Origin of the sequence: Pantoea sp. MBD-2R (assembly GCF_039134845.1) — a bacterium.
Taxonomy (GTDB): domain Bacteria; phylum Pseudomonadota; class Gammaproteobacteria; order Enterobacterales; family Enterobacteriaceae; genus Erwinia.
Genome location: NZ_CP152417.1, coordinates 2,851,211 through 2,868,515, shown reverse-complemented (window position 1 = coordinate 2,868,515; position 17,305 = coordinate 2,851,211). Strand labels below are relative to the sequence as shown.

Here is a 17,305-nt window from a genome sequence, read left to right as displayed (position 1 = left end):
CTGACCTGATAAGGAGAAAGGCGATGAACCGTTACATGCTTTTTCTGATTGCCCGCCGCTGTGGCGCGGGCATCCTGACCTTACTGATTGTCTCCGCCGTGGTGTTTTTTATCACCAGCATGCTGCCGGGCGATGCCGCGCAAATGGTGCTGGGGCAGAGCGCCACGCCGGAAACGGTCGCGGCGCTGCGGCAGCAGCTGGGGCTTGATCAGCCGCTGCTGCTGCGTTATCTGCACTGGCTGGGCGGGATGGTTCAGGGCGATTTCGGCACCTCGTTCGCCAGCCATCTGCCGGTCTCTCAACTGGTGGCCGCGCGCATGCCCGCCACCTTTGAACTGGCGGCGATCACCACCCTGGTTTCGGTTCCGCTGGCGCTGTTGATTGGCCTGACGGCCGCCATGAAACGCGGATCGCTGTTCGATCGCGGCCTGATGATGGCCACCATGGCCGTAGTCGCCGTGCCCGAGTTTTTGGTGGCCACCATTGCCGTGATTGTCTTCGCCGTGAAGCTGCACTGGGTTCCGGCTATGTCGTTAGGCACGCCCGCGCTGGATTTTGTCAGTTATCTGAAAACCTATGCGCTGCCTGTACTGACCCTGTGCTGCGTGCTGGTCGCGCAAATGGCCCGAATGACCCGCTCGGCGCTGATTAACCAGATGGACAGTCCTTATCTGGAAATGACGCTGCTGAAAGGCGTTTCACCGCTGCGTGCCATGCTGCGTCACGCCTTGCCGAATGCCGTTGGCCCGATAGCCAACGCGATTTCGCTGAGCCTCTCCTATCTGTTTGGCGGGGTGATTATTATCGAGAGCATTTTCAGCTATCCGGGGCTTGCCAGCCAGCTGGTCGATGCGGTCAGCAACCGCGATCTGCCGGTGGTACAGCTTTGCGTGATGCTGTTCGCCAGCTGTTATCTGGTTCTGCTGCTGCTGGCCGACATCCTGACCATTGCATTTAATCCAAAATGGAGAGGCTGATGAACGCACTAACCCTACCGTGGCGCTTCTTTATGTCGCTAACCGTAAGCGGGCGAATTGGCCTGCTGATGACGCTGGTGTGGATTTTTCTGGCGATATTCGGCACCGGGCTGGCACCGCATAATCTGGAGGATATCGGCGGCGGCCCTATGTTCGGCGGCTTCAGCCGGGAATTCTGGTTTGGCACCGACTATCTGGGCCGCGATATGTTCAGCCGCATTCTGTATGGCGCCCGCTACTCCATCGGTCTGGCGCTGGGCGCGGCGCTGCTGGCCAGCCTGACCGGTACGCTGCTGGCGCTGCTGGCCGCCGTCGCCGGGCGCTGGCTGGAAGAGATTCTCGGCCGCATTAACGATGCGATGCTGGTTCTGCCGGGGAAAATTCTTGCGCTGATGATTGTCGCGGTATTCGGTTCCTCACTGCCGATGCTGGTTATCACCGCGGTTTTCACCTACTGGCCCGGCGCGTTTCGTATTGCGTGGGCGATGGCTTCCAGCCTGCGCTCAATGGACTACGTTCGCGCATCGGCACTGCGGGGTGAAAGCCGCTTCTATATTGCCATTCACGATATCCTGCCAAACATGCTGCATCCGATGCTGACCGATTTCGGCCTGCGGTTTGTGTATATCGTGCTGTTGCTTAGCGGCCTGAGTTTCTTAGGCCTGGGCGTACAGCCGCCCTATGCCGACTGGGGCACGCTGGTGCGTGAAAATCTACAGGGCCTGTTTGATGGCTCTCCGGCGGTGCTGATGCCGGCCATCGCGATTGCCAGCCTGACTATCGGCGCCAATTTGTTTATCGACAGCCTGCAGGCAATGCGTCCGCTCAGCGCGGCGAAGGGGGTTGCATGAGCGTCACGTTACACAGTAGCCGCCCGGTTGTGGCGGTGGACAATTTGCGGGTGGTCGCATATGGCGATGATGGCCGCGAAATCTCGCTGGTTTCTGATATCCATTTTACCGTACAGAAAGGCGAAGTGCTGGCGCTGATTGGCGAGTCCGGCTCGGGCAAAACCACCATCGCGCTGGCGCTGATGGACTATGCACGTCACGGCTGTAAAATTGCCGAAGGCACGATCCACGTTGCCGGAACCGACGTCACCTCATTAACAGCAAAACAGCAGTGCCAGTTTCGTGGCAACAAAGTGGCCTATATCGCGCAGAGCGCCGCCGCCTCGTTTAATCCGGCGATGAAAATTATGGATCAGGTGGTGGAACCGGTGGTGATCCATGGGGTGATGAAACGGGCGGCAGCGGAAAAAAAAGCCGTTGAGCTGTTTCGCGAGCTGGCGCTGCCCAACCCCGACACCATTGGCCAGCGCTACCCGCATCAGGTTTCCGGCGGGCAGCTACAGCGATTGATGACCGCAATGGCGCTGATTAGCGATCCGGAAGTGGTGATCCTCGATGAACCCACCACGGCGCTGGACGTCACCACCCAGGTCGAGGTACTGAAAGCGTTTCGTCGCGTGGTCAGACAGCGCGGCATGACCGCTATTTACGTCAGTCACGATCTGGCGGTAGTCGCACAGATGGCAGATCGGATTTTAGTTCTGTTGAAGGGCGCGATTGCGGAATATGGCACCACGGAAAGCTTGCTGCGTGCGCCGCAGGCGGAATACAGCCGGCTGCTGCTGGATGCCGCAAAGCAAAAAATGCGGGCGACGCCCTGGCAGCCTGAAGACGCGACCGTCCAGCCGATGCTGGAAGTCCGCGATCTGTTTGCCGGTTATGGCCCGGTTGACAGTCAGGGCATGCCAAAAATTCCGATCCTGCATGATATCAATCTGCGTCTGTTCCGCGGTCAGGCAATGGGCATTATCGGCGAGTCCGGCTCCGGGAAAACCACCCTGGCCCACGCGATAGCCGGGATGAATCCACCTGCAAGTGGCCACATTCTGTTCAACGGTCACTATATTCAGGGGGACATGCGCGCGCGCCCGGAAAATGAATTACGCCGCATTCAGTACGTTTTCCAGATGGCGGATACCGCGCTGAATCCGGCGCATAGCATTGCCACTATTCTCAGCCGGCCGCTGAAGCTGTTTCACGGTCTGCGCGGCGCAGCGCTTGAAAAGCGGCTGCACCAGCTGCTGGAGTTGGTCAGGCTGCCGCGCAGCGTCTTGTGGCGCAGGCCATGGGCGCTGTCAGGGGGGCAAAAACAGCGTGTGAACCTTGCGCGCGCGCTGGCAGCGGAGCCTGATCTGATACTTTGTGACGAGGTCACGTCTGCGCTGGATACGGTGGTGGCCGCGGCGGTGCTGGATTTGATTACCGACCTGCGCCGCGAGCTGGGCTTATCGGTAATTTTTATCAGCCACGATCTGCATGCCGTTCGCTCGGTTTGTGACGAAATTATGGTGGTAAAAAACGGGCGCATGGTGACGCAGGTCGCGCGCGCCGACTACGATAAACCCTCTACCGAACTCTATTACGAACGTTTGAAACGTGCCGTTCCAGAACTTCGCCAGGGCTGGCTGGATGAACATGACGCTAACGATATTGCGCTTTAAGACGCATCACGAGGAAACACTATGCCCGCATTGATTCGCTACGTTCAGGACAGCCGCTATTTTCCGCCAGCGGCAGATGTCGTCATTATTGGTGCCGGTATTGCCGGGACGGTCGCTGCTTACGAACTGGCTAAGCGCGGTGTCAGCGTGGTGCTGATTGAAAAAGGCCTGGTGGGCGGCGAGCAGTCCAGCCGTAACTGGGGCTGGTGCCGCCAGCAGAACCGTGACGAACGGGAGCTGCCGCTGATTATTCATGCGCTTCAGCGTTGGGAAGAACTCACCAAAGAGACCGGCGAGGATTTAGGCTTTCGCCGCAGCGGACTGGTTTACGCTACCGGCAATCAAAGCGAAATTGATGCCTGGGATAACTGGGGGAAAATGGCGAAAAGCTACGGCGTGCGCAGCGATATTCTCACTGCGGAACAGGCGAAAGCGATGACGCCAGGCAGTACCAGCCGATGGCTGGGCGGCGTTTCCTCGCCCACCGATGGTCATGCGGAACCGGCGCTAGCCTCGGCCGGTATAGCTATTGCCGCTCAGCGTTTGGGTGCCAGCATCTTTCAACAGTGCGCCGTGCGCGGTCTGGATATTTCTGCCGGTAAGGTCAGCGGCGTGATAACCGAACGCGGCCCGATCAAAACCTCACGCGTGATTTGCGCGGGCGGTGCCTGGACATCCATGTTCTGCCGCCGCCATGGGATAGATTTGCCGCTGGGGAACGTAATTGGCACCGCTTTTCGCACTTCGCCGGTAGAGCAGGCTATTAGTATGCCGCTCTATACACCGGGTTTCGCCTGCCGCCCGCAGGCCGACGGCAGCTACACCGTGTCGGTTTCGGGACGCGGCCGCCTGACGCCCGGCGTGCAGGGCTTACGCTATGCACGTCAGTTTTATCCCACCTTCAAGGCGCGACGCAAAAATCTGAAGATCGATCTGGGCCTGGCGGCCTTTATGACCGGCCCGGAATCGCTGGCCCGCTGGCAGTTTGACGGCGTGTCGCCGTTTGAAAAAGTGCGTATTCTCGATCCGGCGGCCGATCGGGGGTTGGTACAGGAAGGACTGGCCGCGATGCGCAGAGAATATCCAACCATGGGCGCACTGCGGGTGGAGCAGGCCTGGGGCGGGATGATTGACAGCACGCCGGATGCGGTGCCGGTTATCTCTAAAATAGCCAAACTTCCCGGACTGATCGTTTCCGCCGGATTCAGCGGCCACGGTTTTGGCATTGGCCCCGGTTCTGGCCGGCTTGCCGCCGATCTGGCGATGGATGCCACACCCGTTGTCGATCCCACACCCTATCGCTATTCGCGGCTGGTGGATGGTTCCGACCTTGCCACGCCGGGCATGATGTAAAGGAGAAAAGCATGATTGACATCGTTGCAATGAGTGACGCGCATCTGGAGCGCGCAGTGGCGCTGACTCAGCGTTTGAAGTGGCCGCACCGACTGGCCGACTGGCAGCAGGCGCTGGCGCTGGGCGAAGGGCTGGCCGCCGTGGAAGAGGGCCAGCTGTTGGGCACGCTGCTTTTCTGGCGCTGGGGCGATTACGCCACGCTGGGGCTGGTCATCGTCGCTGAGGAAGCGCAGGGCAAAGGCCTGGGCAGGCAGCTGATGCAGACGGCCATGGCAAAGCTGGAAGGCATCAACCTGCGGCTGCATGCCACCGAAATGGGCAAAGGGCTGTACGAAAAACTGGGCTTCGTTACCTGTGGCGAAATTGCCCAGCATCAGTGTCGTGAGCTGGCAGATTTTACCGCTGTTATACCCGGCAAAGGTCAGCGGCTTCGTCCTGCACATGCAGAGGAAACCCCCGCGTTGACCGCGCTGGATACCCAGGCGCATGGACTGCATCGTCCGGCACTCATCGCCAGCCTGCTGGACTGCGCAGAACGTTTTATCGTGCTGGAAGAACAGGGCAATGTAGAGGGATTTGCCTGCCTGCGCCGCTTCGGTCATGGCTACGCCATTGGCCCGATTATCTGCCGCAGCCTGCCGCAGGCAAAAGTGTTGGTCAGCGAACTCCTGTCCGGCCTGTCGGGACAGTTTATCCGTATTGATACCGACAGCGAATACGGGCTGGGCGACTGGCTGAACACGTTGGGATTAGCGCAGGTCGATCGCCCAACCACGATGGTTCGCGGCAAACCCTGGCAGCCCGAAGACGTCCGCGCCTTTGGCCTGATGTCACAGGCGATGGCCTGATGAATATCGTCTATAAATCTGAACCCGAACGCGGACGCCGCTGGCAGCGTTTACTGGCGGAGCAGGCGCCGGACATTCGTTTCCAGCTTTGGCCCGATATCGTCGATCCTGAGCAGGTTGACTGCCTGATCGCCTGGCAGCCGCCAGACAATATCATGCAGCATTTTCCCAATCTGAAAGTGCTCTTTTCGGTGGGCGCGGGCGTCGATCAGTTCGATTATGCCAGCCTGCCGGCCAGTTTGCCGGTAGTGCGCATGGTCGAGCCCGGCCTGACCCGCGGCATGGTGGAATATGTCACGTTTGCCGTGCTGGGGCTGCATCGCAATATGCCGCGCTATCTGCAACAGCAGCGCCAGCAGGTCTGGCTTGAGCACCCAGGCCGGCCTGCTTCCCGTAGCCGCGTCGGCGTGATGGGCATGGGAACGCTGGGCGAGGCGGTGTTGCAGCCGCTTGTACAGCTGGGCTTTGACTGCGCGGGCTGGAGTCGCACAGGCAAAAACCTTGCTGGCGTAAAGAGCTTTGTCGGGCAGGGTGAACTGGGCAATTTTTTGGCCCGCACCGATATCCTTATCTGCCTTCTGCCGTTAACGGCCGCTACCGAAGGGATCCTGAACGCCGAACTGTTTAACCAGCTGCCGCAGGGTGCCTCACTGGTTCAGGTGGGACGAGGCAAACATCTGCAACACGATCATCTTTTGGCCGCGCTGGATAGCGGACAGCTGTCGGCGGCGGTGATTGACGTGACCTCGCCCGAGCCGCTGCCTGTCGGTCATCGGTTCTGGCAGCATCCCGCCATCTGGCTGACGCCGCATATTGCCAGCCAGACGCAGCCGGAAAGCGCGGTTCAGGCGTTACTGGATAACCTCCGCCGTTTCGAACGTGGCGAAACGATGACGGGCGTGGTGGACAGAGAGCGAGGATACTGAGATGGATGACTTAACGGCATTGCGACGAGACCTGCACGCCCATCCCGAACTGGGATTCGATGAGCACCGCACGGCGGATATCGTGGCCAATTTTCTGGCTGCGCTGGGTATTGAGGTGCATCGCAATATCGGTAAAACCGGCGTGGTCGGCGTGTTGCGCCGCGGAACAGGTCCGGGGAGTGTTGGTTTGCGCGCGGATATGGACGCGCTGCCGATGGACGATGCCGGGACGCAATCCTGGAAAAGCCTGCACGCCGGTCGCTGTCACGCCTGCGGCCACGATGGGCATACCGTTATGTTGCTGGGAGCGGCACGTAAGCTGGCTGCTTCGCAAGAGTTTGACGGCACCGTTATTTTTATCTTTCAGCCTGCGGAAGAGGGGCTGGCCGGCGCGCGCGCGATGATTGAAGACGGTCTGTTCAGCCGCTTCCCCTGTGACGCGGTCTATGCCATACACAACTGGCCTGAGCTGCCGCTGGGCACCGCGCAAACGCGTGCCGGGCCGATTATGGCAGCGGCCGACCGGTTTGATATTACCGTTAACGGGGGTGGCGGCCATGCAGCACAACCGCATCTGAGCGCGGATACGCTGCTGGCAACCAGCGAACTGGTGGTGCAGCTCAACACTATCGTTGCCCGCGCGGTCGATCCCTGCGAGCCCGCTTTGCTGACGGTAACGCGCATTCAGGGCGGCTTTTCCCACAATATGATCCCGGCCAGCGCCAGCATCACCGGTACGGTACGCACCTTCAGCCTGGCCGTGCAGGACACTATCGAGAAGCGCCTGTGCGAGATGGCTGAACATGTTACCGCCGCGCATGGGCTGCAGGCGACCGTGGCCTATAACCGCTATTATCCCGCCACCATTAACTCGCCAGCGGAGGCGCAAATTGCGCTGCAAGCGGCGGGCCGGGCAGGTCTGCAAGCCTCTGCCGCCGCCAGCCCGGCGCTCACGTCTGAAGATTTCTCTTTTATGCTGGCGGCGCGCCCCGGCGCCTATCTGTGGCTGGGCTCAGGTGACAGCCAGCCGCTGCATCATTCCGCCTATGACTTTAACGACGCCGTGATCCCTTATGGCGTGGCCTGGTTTTGCGAAGTCGTTCGCACCACCATGCCGGTAAACATTTAATCCACGGATCCACTCGCTTTTCGACAGGTAATGCTGCCGCCGCCGTTAATTCGGCAGCGGCGGGAAAAGGCTTATTGCGATACTTGAGTTAACGTCATTCATTGAGGAAGAGAGATGCATAATTTACTGGACGAGCAGCACACATTTGTAGATAACGCACTATTTTTGGATGCCCGCGAAGCGCACGTACCGCGCGGCGTGGTCACCGCACATCCGCTGGTCATTGCGAAAGCAAAAGGATCGGAAGTGTGGGATGTGGAAGGCAATCGCTATCTGGATTTTGTTGCGGGCATCGGCGTGCTCAACGTGGGACACAGCCATCCTGCGGTGATCGAGGCCGTCACAAAGCAGCTGCAACAGGTTACGCATGCCTGTTTCCAGGTAGCGGCCTATCCAGGCTATATCGAACTGGCCGAACGGCTGAACAGGCTGATTAGCACGGAAGAAAAATTCAAAAGCGTTTTTTTTACCAGCGGCGCAGAAGCGGTTGAAAACGCGGTGAAAATTGCCCGCGCCTACACGAATCGTCCCGGCATTATTGCCTTTGACGGCGCATTTCATGGCCGCACTTTATTAGGCTGTACGCTAACCGGCATGAGCCAGCCCTACAAACAAAATTTTGGGCCATTCCCCGGCGACATCTATCGCGTGCCGTTTCCAAATGCGTTTCATAAGATTAGCGAAGCGGATTGCCTGAAAGCGCTGGACACGCTGTTTGCGGTGCAGATTGCCCCGGAACGCGTGGCGGCAATTATTATTGAACCGGTGCAGGGCGATGGCGGTTTCCTTCCTGCTTCTGCCACTTTTATGCAGGCGTTACGTGAGATTACCCACCGTCACGGCATCCTGCTGATTTGCGATGAAGTACAAACAGGGTTTGGCCGTACCGGCAAGATGTTTGGTTTTCAGCATACCGGCATCGTGCCGGATCTGGTGACGGTAGCCAAAAGTCTTGGCGGGGGTCTGCCGATTTCGGGGGTAGTGGGCAAAGCTGAGGTGATGGAAGCCCCGCTGCCCGGCGGGCTGGGAGGAACGTATGGCGGCAATGCGCTGGCCTGCGCGGCATCACTGGCGGTGCTGGATTTACTGGAGCAAGGCAACCTGCTGGCGCGAGCTAACCAGCTCGGCAGCCAGCTCGCCGGCCGGCTGCGGCTGTTAGCGGAAAAATATGCCTGTATTGGCGACGTACGGGGCATTGGTCTGATGCAGGCGGTAGAAATTATCGATTTCGAGAGCGGAAAGCCGGATGCCGCGCTGACACAAAAAATCCTCGAATGCGCCTGTCAGGAAGGATTGCTGTTAATTAAATGTGGCGTACAGCGCAACACCATTCGCTTTCTTGCACCGCTGGTTACCAGCGATTCACAGCTGGAAGAAGCGCTGCATATTTTTGATATTGCGCTGGCGCGTGCCAGTGGACGGTTGGGCTGACCGATTATTCCTCATTGATATTCTTACATTTATTGCTAATCACCGGCGAAGGTGTAACCGGGTAAAACGCTGGCGCAGCCGGCGGAAAGCGTGTTATACCTTCGTTACTGGTGACAATCTGGTAACAATGAGGGGTGTTATGAACGGCTTAATGAAACTGGACCGCATCGACATCAACATCCTGGTGCAGCTGCAAAAAGATGGCCGCATCAGTAACGTGAACCTTGCCGATGCCGTTGGACTCTCCCCCAGCCCTTGCCTGCAGCGGGTTAAACGCCTTGAAAGCGCAGGGTTTATCACCGGCTATGAGGCGCATATCAATCTTCCTAAAATCACCGATTCGGTCTCAGTTTTTACTGAAGTAACGCTAAGCGGTCATCGACGTGAAGACTTTATGCGTTTTGAAGCAGCGATACGTGAGGTTGACGAATTGATGGAATGTCATTTGATTACCGGGGGCTACGACTATCTGTTGCGTTTTATTACCCGCAGTATTGAGCATTATCAGGAAGTGATTGAGGCATTGCTGGATGCAAAAATTGGTATTGATAAATACTTCAGCTATATCGTTATTAAATCACCGATTATTAAAAGCAGCGTGCCGCTGCGCTCGTTGATTTCCCGTCATACCCAGGTTGAATTCTGATTTACTGACTCATGCGCCTTGCCTGACTGAGAGGTCGGGTAGGCCATCCTTTGGCCAGCTCAGAATACCTGTCACTTTTCCCCACTATAAACCCGTTATTCAGTGCTTCCTGAACCCGGCGGGAGAGAGCGTACTGCTGAATGATTAAACCAACGACAGTGCAGCTGTGGTTTCAGGAAGCGATGCGACTCTCGCTGCTACTGACGATCGCTAATTTAACCGAGTTTTCTCTCTCTTTAAGATAATAAATGTAGGTTTTGAGCTCGGGAAAGATCGATTCTGTCCTGTAATTGATTTCATTGAAATTGTCTATTTTACTTTTATAAAATGAAACCATGGACTGGCTGATCAGGCCAACAGCCTCCCCGCTACTGATAAGAGTCAGATAGTCAGAAATATCATCAACAATAATAACTTGCGCAGTCGGGCTGAGTGTCAGGATCCGGGTGTGCGCATTTTTTATGTAAGAGTCATAAAAACCATTGTTGGGAATAATGATCGGGATGTTTTTGTTATCACTAATCTGAAAGTCGGGGTATTTGTTCGAGAAAAGATAACAGGCTGGTTCACTAAAAAAATCCATAGAGACAATACCGTTTTCTGCTATTTGTCGATGCGAAATAATTCCGTGAATTTCGCCTGCCAGCAAAGCTTCCATGGAGTTTTTTATATCGCATGCACAGTAGGAGACGCTTTCCGTTTTCTTTTTGGTTTTAACCAATAAATTAAACAAAAATGGATTGAGGTTTTCCACACCAATCATCAGATTGCGTTTAATATTAACGTTAGTTTTTTTCTGGGAGAAAAAATCTTCCAGCTCTGTCATTTTATTATAGTAGGGCATGATTTTTTCATAAAGTTCGAGTCCTTTTTTGGTGAGCGTGAAATCATGGTCGTTTCTGGAAAACAATTTAAAACCTAACTCATCTTCCAGTATTTTAATTCTTCTTGATATGGGTGATGAGGTAACAAAAAGGAATTCTGAGGCTTTTTTCAGTGACTTTTCTCTGGCTAATACAATGAAACACTTAAGATTTGATGATAAGAACATACAACCCCCCGCCGGTGCCTTAGATGTTAATACTACGTAAATTAATGAAAAATATAGCATACTTATCATTGTTACGGTGAGGGGGGGATCGGGGCAATAATACTGTTTTACTGAGGTTATTCATGTAGATGCTATTTTTTACTTCCTGTGGTTAATTTTTGAAATTGCCCATTTACCATTTGCTTATTATTCTCCACAACCTTCAAGATTCAGCAAAATATATCGCTTTATGCGCTATTTCTGACGGAAAAAACTATAATTTTTAATATCAAGTTTTCAATTCATTAAATTTCAACACCAAAACGCAAATATCTTTTAATAAAGAGGCTTTAAATGAGCAATGTAAATGACAATAGCGCTAATAAGTTAACAACTGCGCTAAGTAACCTAAATGAAACGGCCGCCAAATTAAACGTAATTGATAAAGACGGCAAAAGTATTGACTTTGAGAAAATAGCTATTGAGCTTCAGTCTAAAATAAGTGAACCGAAAGACTTTGTTACGCTCCAGTCTGTCAGCGAATTACGTTCTCTTGAACCCAATACGCATGGTGAAATAGCGGTCGTCCTCTCTTATGATGAAGGAACAGGATACGGCGGCGGGATCTTTACCTATGACTTAAACGACAAAGTTAACGTTGAAGATTTTGGCGTGACCATCGTGACTGCCAGGGGGGCAAGATGGGTCCGTTATGTGGCGCATCCTTCAGTACTGAGCGTTGTTGATTTTGGTGCGATTCCCGATGGAAAAACGGATTGCCTTGAAGCCGTCACCCGCATGTGGAACTGGTCACGTAAGCTGGACAGAAAAACCAATACTCGCCCACACGAAAATATCGGTATTCATTTCCCGGCGGGGCACTTTTTCATTTCTAAATTCGATATTTCTGCCACCGAGGCCAGCCGTTTCCGCCTGACCGGCAGCCACGTTAACTTTGGCTACTTCCCTGCTACCAAACTCTTCTCCGATCAGAAAGACGGCGAGTATATGTTCACCGTCAACGCGCGGTGGTGTTCAATCCACGGTATTGGTGTTGAAGGCCAGGATAATACGAAAACGAAAGGCTTCTTTAAAAACATCATTCAGGGTGGTCAGTATCTCCGCGTGACCGGCATGCAGTTTAATAATCTGGGGGGCCGCGGGCTGGATCTGCTGGATACCCTGGACTGTAAGATTGACCAGTGGTACGCCAGTCGCTGTGCCGGGACGGTAATTTATGGCCGATGGTCGGACCGTGCAGCCGGTTCATGGGATCATCTTACCGCGATTGAACTGACTAATTTTAATATCCAGTACGGCACTAAATCAGAGATGATCGATCTCCAGCGTGCGACACAGTGCATTATTAACAACGGCTGGATCGAGCATACGGAGTTTCCAGGTAACATTTCTAACGGACAGTGGTCCATTCAGGCGTTGAACCTTGAAGACAATACCAATCCGCTGAAATGCCACCATACACGCATCATCTCTACCATGCTCAATGTGCATGATGGGGCGGGTATGGATCTTTCAGAAACCGGCGATCGCTGGCTGTCAGCCTATGAAAGTGGCCAGACCTGGATTGAGAACCACGGGCTGAAACTCGAGGGTTCGCTAAACTATCAGTACATCACCTCGCCAGATCGGATGGATAACCGCCGTGATGCTGAAACCTGGTTTAAAGTTGGCGATATCGAAGCGCCGGAATGGACGACTCAGCTACAGATGCGCATTATTGGGTCTTCTCAGTTTGCGGCCATGCCCCAGACCCAAAATGATTACTCTACCCGTACACCGGAAGGCGAAGCGAAAATTTCGATTCAGAATGTTAATGGGCAATTTATTACTTCGTGGGCCGGTGAAGGCTCTTGCCCGGTAACACGAGTCATTGTTAAAAACCTGGGCAGCAGCAAAGCCAGTATTTACGTTAAGATCGCCAAGTTTACCGGCTTTTCTATAGCGTTGATTACCACCAACTGTTTTGACCGTTTTGCTCGTGGCGTGCATTTCCGCTTCGATAAATCCTATACCATGCTGTCCACGACAGAAGCGGCTGCACTGGATGCAGAGGCAGATACTGCGTTTAAACAGCACTGGTCCGGTAATGAAAATGTCGGCTTCGGCTATAACCATAACAACGATTTGTTAATGCGTAGCCGGGTCGTCAATACGACGGCCGTAGGAAACGCCACAGAGTGCCTGCGCGTAATGGTAAACGGGCGTGCTTACGGGATTGAGTTAAGACCGATCAATTAAACCATAACGCTCATTTTTAATAAAAGCCGGCCCCGACAGGTCGGCTTTTTTTGGGCTTTAGTGCGTTGTCAGCGTTATTTAACTACGGCTTAAAACGTTTGATCTTTGCCCGTTGGGTAAATGGCAATATGGAAGTTTATTCGTGGAGGAGTGTAATTTAAAGAGGTCGTTATGAGGCCAGAATAAATTATTATAGCAATAAAAACAAAAGCTTAAATAAATGGCAATTAAACGGTTTTAATAAGTATTTTACCCCAGGAAATAAACTCATTTATTTCATATGATTGTTAATTTGTAGCGGTGTCGCTTAATTATTGCGATTGAGTCTTTAGCCACTTCAAATAAAATACCTGTCGTCAAGCAATCGTTGTGCAGATTGTTCTCTCCGTCATTGCATTCACAATGACTTTATTATTGATAAGTGGAATAGAAATAATGACAAATAAAATTGTAATGGGTTTCTGGCACAACTGGCCAGCAGAAAATGGCCAGGGGTATAAAGGCGGCCGTTTTTTGGAAATGGCACTGTCCGACATTCCAGTACAGTATAACGTTATCGCTGTAGCCTTTATGAAAGTGCTGGATCTCAACGATCGTATTCCTGATTTCAAACCTTACAAAGGTAGCGATGCCGAGTTTCGTCAGCAGGTCGATATGGTCCATGCTCAGGGTCGTAAAGTCCTGATTTCACTGGGCGGCGCTGATGCACACATTGAACTGCACGCGGGTGATGAACAGGCGCTTGCCGCACGTATTATTACGCTGTCGGATAAGTTTGGTTTCGATGGCCTGGATATCGATCTGGAGCAGGCGGCTATTACCGCAGCTGATAACCAGACCGTGATCCCTGCCGCACTGAAAATGGTTAAAGATCATTATCGTCTGCAGAATAAAAACTTCATCATCAGTATGGCGCCAGAATTCCCTTATCTGAGCCAGAGCGGTCATTACAGCCCTTATATCAACGGCCTCGAAGGCTATTACGATTACATCGCTCCGCAGTTCTACAATCAGGGCGGCGATGGTGTATGGGTTGATGAAATCTCCAGCTGGGTTTCGCAGAGTAATGATGCGATGAAAGAAGATTTTCTTTTTTACCTGACTGAGAGTTTAGTCACCGGTACCCGTAATTTCCTGAAGATCCCGCACGATAAATTTATTATCGGCCTGCCAACCAATAACGATGCTGCTGCCACTGGCTACGTCGTTGATCCTGAGGCTGTCTATAAAGCGCTGGCGCGTCTTGAGGCGGCGGGTCTGCCCATCGCGGGCCTGATGACCTGGTCTGTTAACTGGGATGCAGGCACCAGCGTTGAAGGCAACGCCTACGACTGGGAATTTATTCGTCGTTATGGCTATCTGGCGGGTGATGGCGTTGTACCAGAACCACAGCCGACCCCTGAGCCAGCACCGGAACCGACTCCAGAACCGACTCCAGAACCAACGCCTGAGCCAACGCCGGGCTATGCCGAATGGCAGGCCGGTGTGCGTTATAACGACGGCGCGAAAGTGAGCTGGATCTCTCAGGATTACATTTGCGTAATGCAGCACACCTCAAATATTTACTGGACACCGGCGTTAGCCACTTCGCTATGGCAGGTACTGAATACATCCAAAATGACCACAGGATTTAAAACAATGTCAGATTCATCTGGTGCGCAAGTAAAACCGGCATTACGCCATGGTCATATCGCCACCCCTGCATCACGTGCCTATTTCGCCTGGCAGGAAGGCCGTCTTAATGCGGGCCAGCTAAACCAGCGTGAAGCCGGTAAATTTTTCCCTGCCCTTGACCGCGGCCTGTTCGATATCGTAGCGCCAACGGATTCTACCAATGCTCTGCCGCCGCCGGATGGCAAAATTGCCAGCGCAAACCAGGGCGATGGTCTGTTCCTGGATGAGCCAGGTACACACTGGAAAAAACATACCGTTGCGTCATCCGAGGTGATGAAGTTTACCTGGACTTACACGGCGGCACATACCACGCGTCGTTATAACTACTTTATTACCCGTGAAGACTGGAATCCAAACCTGCCGCTGAGCCGTGCGCAGTTTGAATCAGAGCCGTTCTTTAAGGTTGAGTTCACTGAACAGCCTTTCTGGAGCCACGGTAGCGTGCTGCGCCCAACCGGCCCGACCACGCACGATGTGCCTTTGCCACAGCGTAACGGTTATCACGTTCTGCTGGCCGTATGGGAAGTTGCCGATACAGGGAATGCTTTCTACCAGGTTATCGATTTGGATTTCGCCGGTAGCGTTACGCCAGACAATAACGACCCGGTTGTACCTGCCGGCCTGCGTGCAAGCGCTACGACCACCAACAGCATCACTATGGCGTGGAATGCCTCCGTTACCGCTGGCGTGACCTATCGTCTGTACCGTAATGGCAACCCGGTGTTTACGGGTTCTCAGTTGAGCTTTACCGACAACGGCCTGCAGGAAGATACGGCTTACAGCTATTCCGTCAGCGCGGTGAATGCGGCCGGTCAAGAGTCTGCACGTAGCCAGATTGTTTCAGCCCGTACCAGTGCGGTGATCCTGCCAGGTACACCACCTACTGCACCGGTGCAGTTACACAGCATGTCAGTTACCACTAACAGTGTTGCGCTGATGTGGGGCTCGTCTACCGGTTCAGTTAGCAGCTATATCATCTACCGCGATGGCAATGAAGTGGCACGTGTGCCGGCTTCTCAGCTGAGCTACACCGATGCTGGTTTACAGGAAGCAACCACCTACCGTTACTTCGTGGCAGCAGAGAACGCCGCAGGTCAGCTTTCTGTACCGAGTAATGTGCTGAGCATCACCACCGCAGCCAGCAATGACAGCGGCGATGACGCCGACAGCGATTACCCACAATGGGTGCTGGGTGGTTCTTATCAGGTGGGGCAGATTGTACGTAACCTGGGCAGAAACTGGGTGGCTTTAGTGACCCATATTTCTTACTCACCGGACTGGGCACCTGGCCTGGAAGATTCTTTGTGGCGTGAAGTGATTTAACGTCATCAGTAGACAGCCATAGCGTAAAGGCCAGGGGGATCTGGCCTTTTTATTTTAAATCAGATTAATGATGTTGTTAGTGTCCATGGAAAAGAGAGGGCAACAACGTTGGGAAATATCATGAACATTAGTGATAAAGGGATTCGCTTTCTGAAAGCAGAAGAGGGCGAAAGATTAACGGGCTATCTTGATGTGGTCGGCATTCCTACGATTGGCGTAGGCCATACGGGTACCGTAGACGGCATCGCGGTCAGTGTTGGAATGAAAATCGATGCGGAAAAATCGACCGAGCTGCTGCTACTCGATCTTGATGTGGTCGAACGGGCCATTAAGCGACAGGTGACAATGGCGTTAACGCAAAATCAGTACGATGCCTTGTGCAGCCTGATTTTTAATATTGGCACCGGCGCTTTTTCCGGCTCCACCGTAAGGCGAAAACTGAACGAAGGTGATTATCAGGGAGCAGCTGATGCTTTTCTGATGTGGAAACGCGCGGGCAGCGCGACCAGTATTCTGCTGCCTCGCCGCGAGCGTGAACGAAAGCTGTTTTTATCGTGAATTCATCTTATAGCCATCCTGAAGTCACCTGCTTGTCATATTCGTTCTGCATGCTGATCGTTAATCAAACGACCTGATAAGAGATAAAACGATGACTTTACTGGCCAGCTTTACGCATCCGGTTGCTGACTCACAGCGGGCTTTCCGCCTGATCCAGAAAGCAATGAGCGAACCGGGCGTGGTGGTTTCTCTGCCACGTTCGTCAGGGGGAGAGGCATCTCCAGCCGCTCTCGCCGTGCAGATGACGCTGGTGGATCGCGATACGCCGCTTTATGTTAATCCGTTATCTCTGGTCAATTCGCTGTCAGACAGCCTGCGACCTCATCAAAAAGAATCAGGAAAAGCGGCTACGGTGATTGTTGAGGTTACTGCGCTGAACGGGGGCCTGACGCTACGTCTTAGCGGCCCGGGTCGGCTGGAAAAGCGTGCTGTAGCACCGCGTCTGCCTGAGGGAGTATTACGTTATCTGCGCGACGAGGCGCGGGGCAACGTCGATCTGATTTTCACCTGCGAAGACAAGATGATGGCTCTGCCACATACAACCCATGTTCAGGTCTGCTGAACAGGCGGGTCGCTGAGCCTGCGTCGAAAAGGGCAAATCCATTCGCCCTTAACGCCACACCTGATGATTAAAGGCGT

At 53.8% G+C, this 17,305-nt stretch carries 14 protein-coding genes and 1 pseudogene; 14 read left to right on the top strand and 1 reads right to left on the bottom strand.

What is annotated here, in order from left to right; genetic code table 11:
• The first annotated feature begins 23 nt into the window (after nucleotides 1-23).
• The 9 genes from AAGQ96_RS13330 to AAGQ96_RS13290 all read left to right on the top strand — a co-directional run bounded on the left by AAGQ96_RS13330 (nucleotide 24) and on the right by AAGQ96_RS13290 (nucleotide 9,822).
• Nucleotides 24-977 carry an ABC transporter permease gene (locus tag AAGQ96_RS13330; RefSeq protein WP_147198685.1) on the top strand — a complete coding sequence of 318 codons (954 nt, stop codon included), beginning with the start codon at nucleotides 24-26 and terminating at the stop codon, nucleotides 975-977.
• Nucleotides 977-1,828, top strand: a complete 852-nt coding sequence (locus AAGQ96_RS13325; protein WP_147198684.1) for an ABC transporter permease — start codon at nucleotides 977-979, stop codon at nucleotides 1,826-1,828. Before AAGQ96_RS13330 ends, AAGQ96_RS13325 begins: the two co-directional genes overlap by 1 nt.
• Nucleotides 1,825-3,489, top strand: coding sequence for an ABC transporter ATP-binding protein (locus AAGQ96_RS13320; RefSeq protein WP_342753801.1), 1,665 nt, complete (start codon nucleotides 1,825-1,827; stop codon nucleotides 3,487-3,489). The genes AAGQ96_RS13325 and AAGQ96_RS13320 overlap by 4 nt, the downstream gene beginning before the upstream one ends.
• Nucleotides 3,490-3,510: 21 nt before the next feature.
• On the top strand, nucleotides 3,511-4,842 hold the full coding sequence (locus AAGQ96_RS13315) for an FAD-binding oxidoreductase (RefSeq protein WP_342753800.1): 1,332 nt from the start codon (nucleotides 3,511-3,513) through the stop codon (nucleotides 4,840-4,842).
• An 11-nt stretch (nucleotides 4,843-4,853) separates the two neighbouring features.
• Nucleotides 4,854-5,690 (top strand): GNAT family N-acetyltransferase, encoded by an 837-nt coding sequence (locus AAGQ96_RS13310; protein WP_342753799.1) that lies wholly within the window; start codon nucleotides 4,854-4,856, stop codon nucleotides 5,688-5,690.
• Nucleotides 5,690-6,616: a glyoxylate/hydroxypyruvate reductase A gene (locus AAGQ96_RS13305; protein WP_342753798.1), complete on the top strand. Its 927-nt coding sequence runs from the start codon at nucleotides 5,690-5,692 to the stop codon at nucleotides 6,614-6,616. The genes AAGQ96_RS13310 and AAGQ96_RS13305 overlap by 1 nt, the downstream gene beginning before the upstream one ends.
• Nucleotide 6,617: 1 nt before the next feature.
• On the top strand, nucleotides 6,618-7,745 hold the full coding sequence (locus AAGQ96_RS13300; protein ID WP_342753797.1) for a M20 aminoacylase family protein: 1,128 nt from the start codon (nucleotides 6,618-6,620) through the stop codon (nucleotides 7,743-7,745).
• Between the two features lie 114 nt (nucleotides 7,746-7,859).
• A complete protein-coding gene (gabT, locus tag AAGQ96_RS13295) occupies nucleotides 7,860-9,176 on the top strand; it encodes a 4-aminobutyrate--2-oxoglutarate transaminase (RefSeq protein WP_147198678.1) in 1,317 nt (438 codons plus the stop codon).
• A 139-nt stretch (nucleotides 9,177-9,315) separates the two neighbouring features.
• Nucleotides 9,316-9,822: an Lrp/AsnC family transcriptional regulator gene (locus tag AAGQ96_RS13290; RefSeq protein WP_147198677.1), complete on the top strand. Its 507-nt coding sequence runs from the start codon at nucleotides 9,316-9,318 to the stop codon at nucleotides 9,820-9,822.
• A 172-nt stretch (nucleotides 9,823-9,994) separates the two neighbouring features.
• Here the strand turns inward: AAGQ96_RS13290 and AAGQ96_RS13285 are convergent, their stop codons facing one another.
• Nucleotides 9,995-10,873, bottom strand: a complete 879-nt coding sequence (locus tag AAGQ96_RS13285; RefSeq protein WP_342753796.1) for a LysR family transcriptional regulator — start codon at nucleotides 10,871-10,873, stop codon at nucleotides 9,995-9,997.
• Between the two features lie 333 nt (nucleotides 10,874-11,206).
• On the opposite strand from AAGQ96_RS13285, the gene AAGQ96_RS13280 reads away from it, so the two are divergent.
• The 5 genes and pseudogenes from AAGQ96_RS13280 (at nucleotide 11,207) to AAGQ96_RS13260 (ending at nucleotide 17,228) form a co-directional block, all read left to right on the top strand.
• The gene (locus AAGQ96_RS13280) at nucleotides 11,207-13,111 is read left to right on the top strand and encodes a hypothetical protein (RefSeq protein ID WP_342753794.1); all 1,905 of its coding nucleotides are present in this window, start codon (nucleotides 11,207-11,209) and stop codon (nucleotides 13,109-13,111) included.
• Between the two features lie 402 nt (nucleotides 13,112-13,513).
• A pseudogene (locus AAGQ96_RS13275) lies at nucleotides 13,514-14,713 on the top strand (glycosyl hydrolase family 18 protein); the annotation flags it as partial.
• A gap of 15 nt (nucleotides 14,714-14,728) precedes the next feature.
• Nucleotides 14,729-16,108, top strand: a complete 1,380-nt coding sequence (locus AAGQ96_RS13270; RefSeq protein ID WP_342755565.1) for a lytic polysaccharide monooxygenase — start codon at nucleotides 14,729-14,731, stop codon at nucleotides 16,106-16,108.
• Between the two features lie 120 nt (nucleotides 16,109-16,228).
• The gene (locus tag AAGQ96_RS13265; protein WP_342753793.1) at nucleotides 16,229-16,666 is read left to right on the top strand and encodes a lysozyme; all 438 of its coding nucleotides are present in this window, start codon (nucleotides 16,229-16,231) and stop codon (nucleotides 16,664-16,666) included.
• Nucleotides 16,667-16,757: 91 nt separating this feature from the next.
• Nucleotides 16,758-17,228, top strand: coding sequence for a phosphonate C-P lyase system protein PhnH (locus AAGQ96_RS13260; protein ID WP_147198673.1), 471 nt, complete (start codon nucleotides 16,758-16,760; stop codon nucleotides 17,226-17,228).
• Nucleotides 17,229-17,305 lie beyond the last annotated feature (77 nt).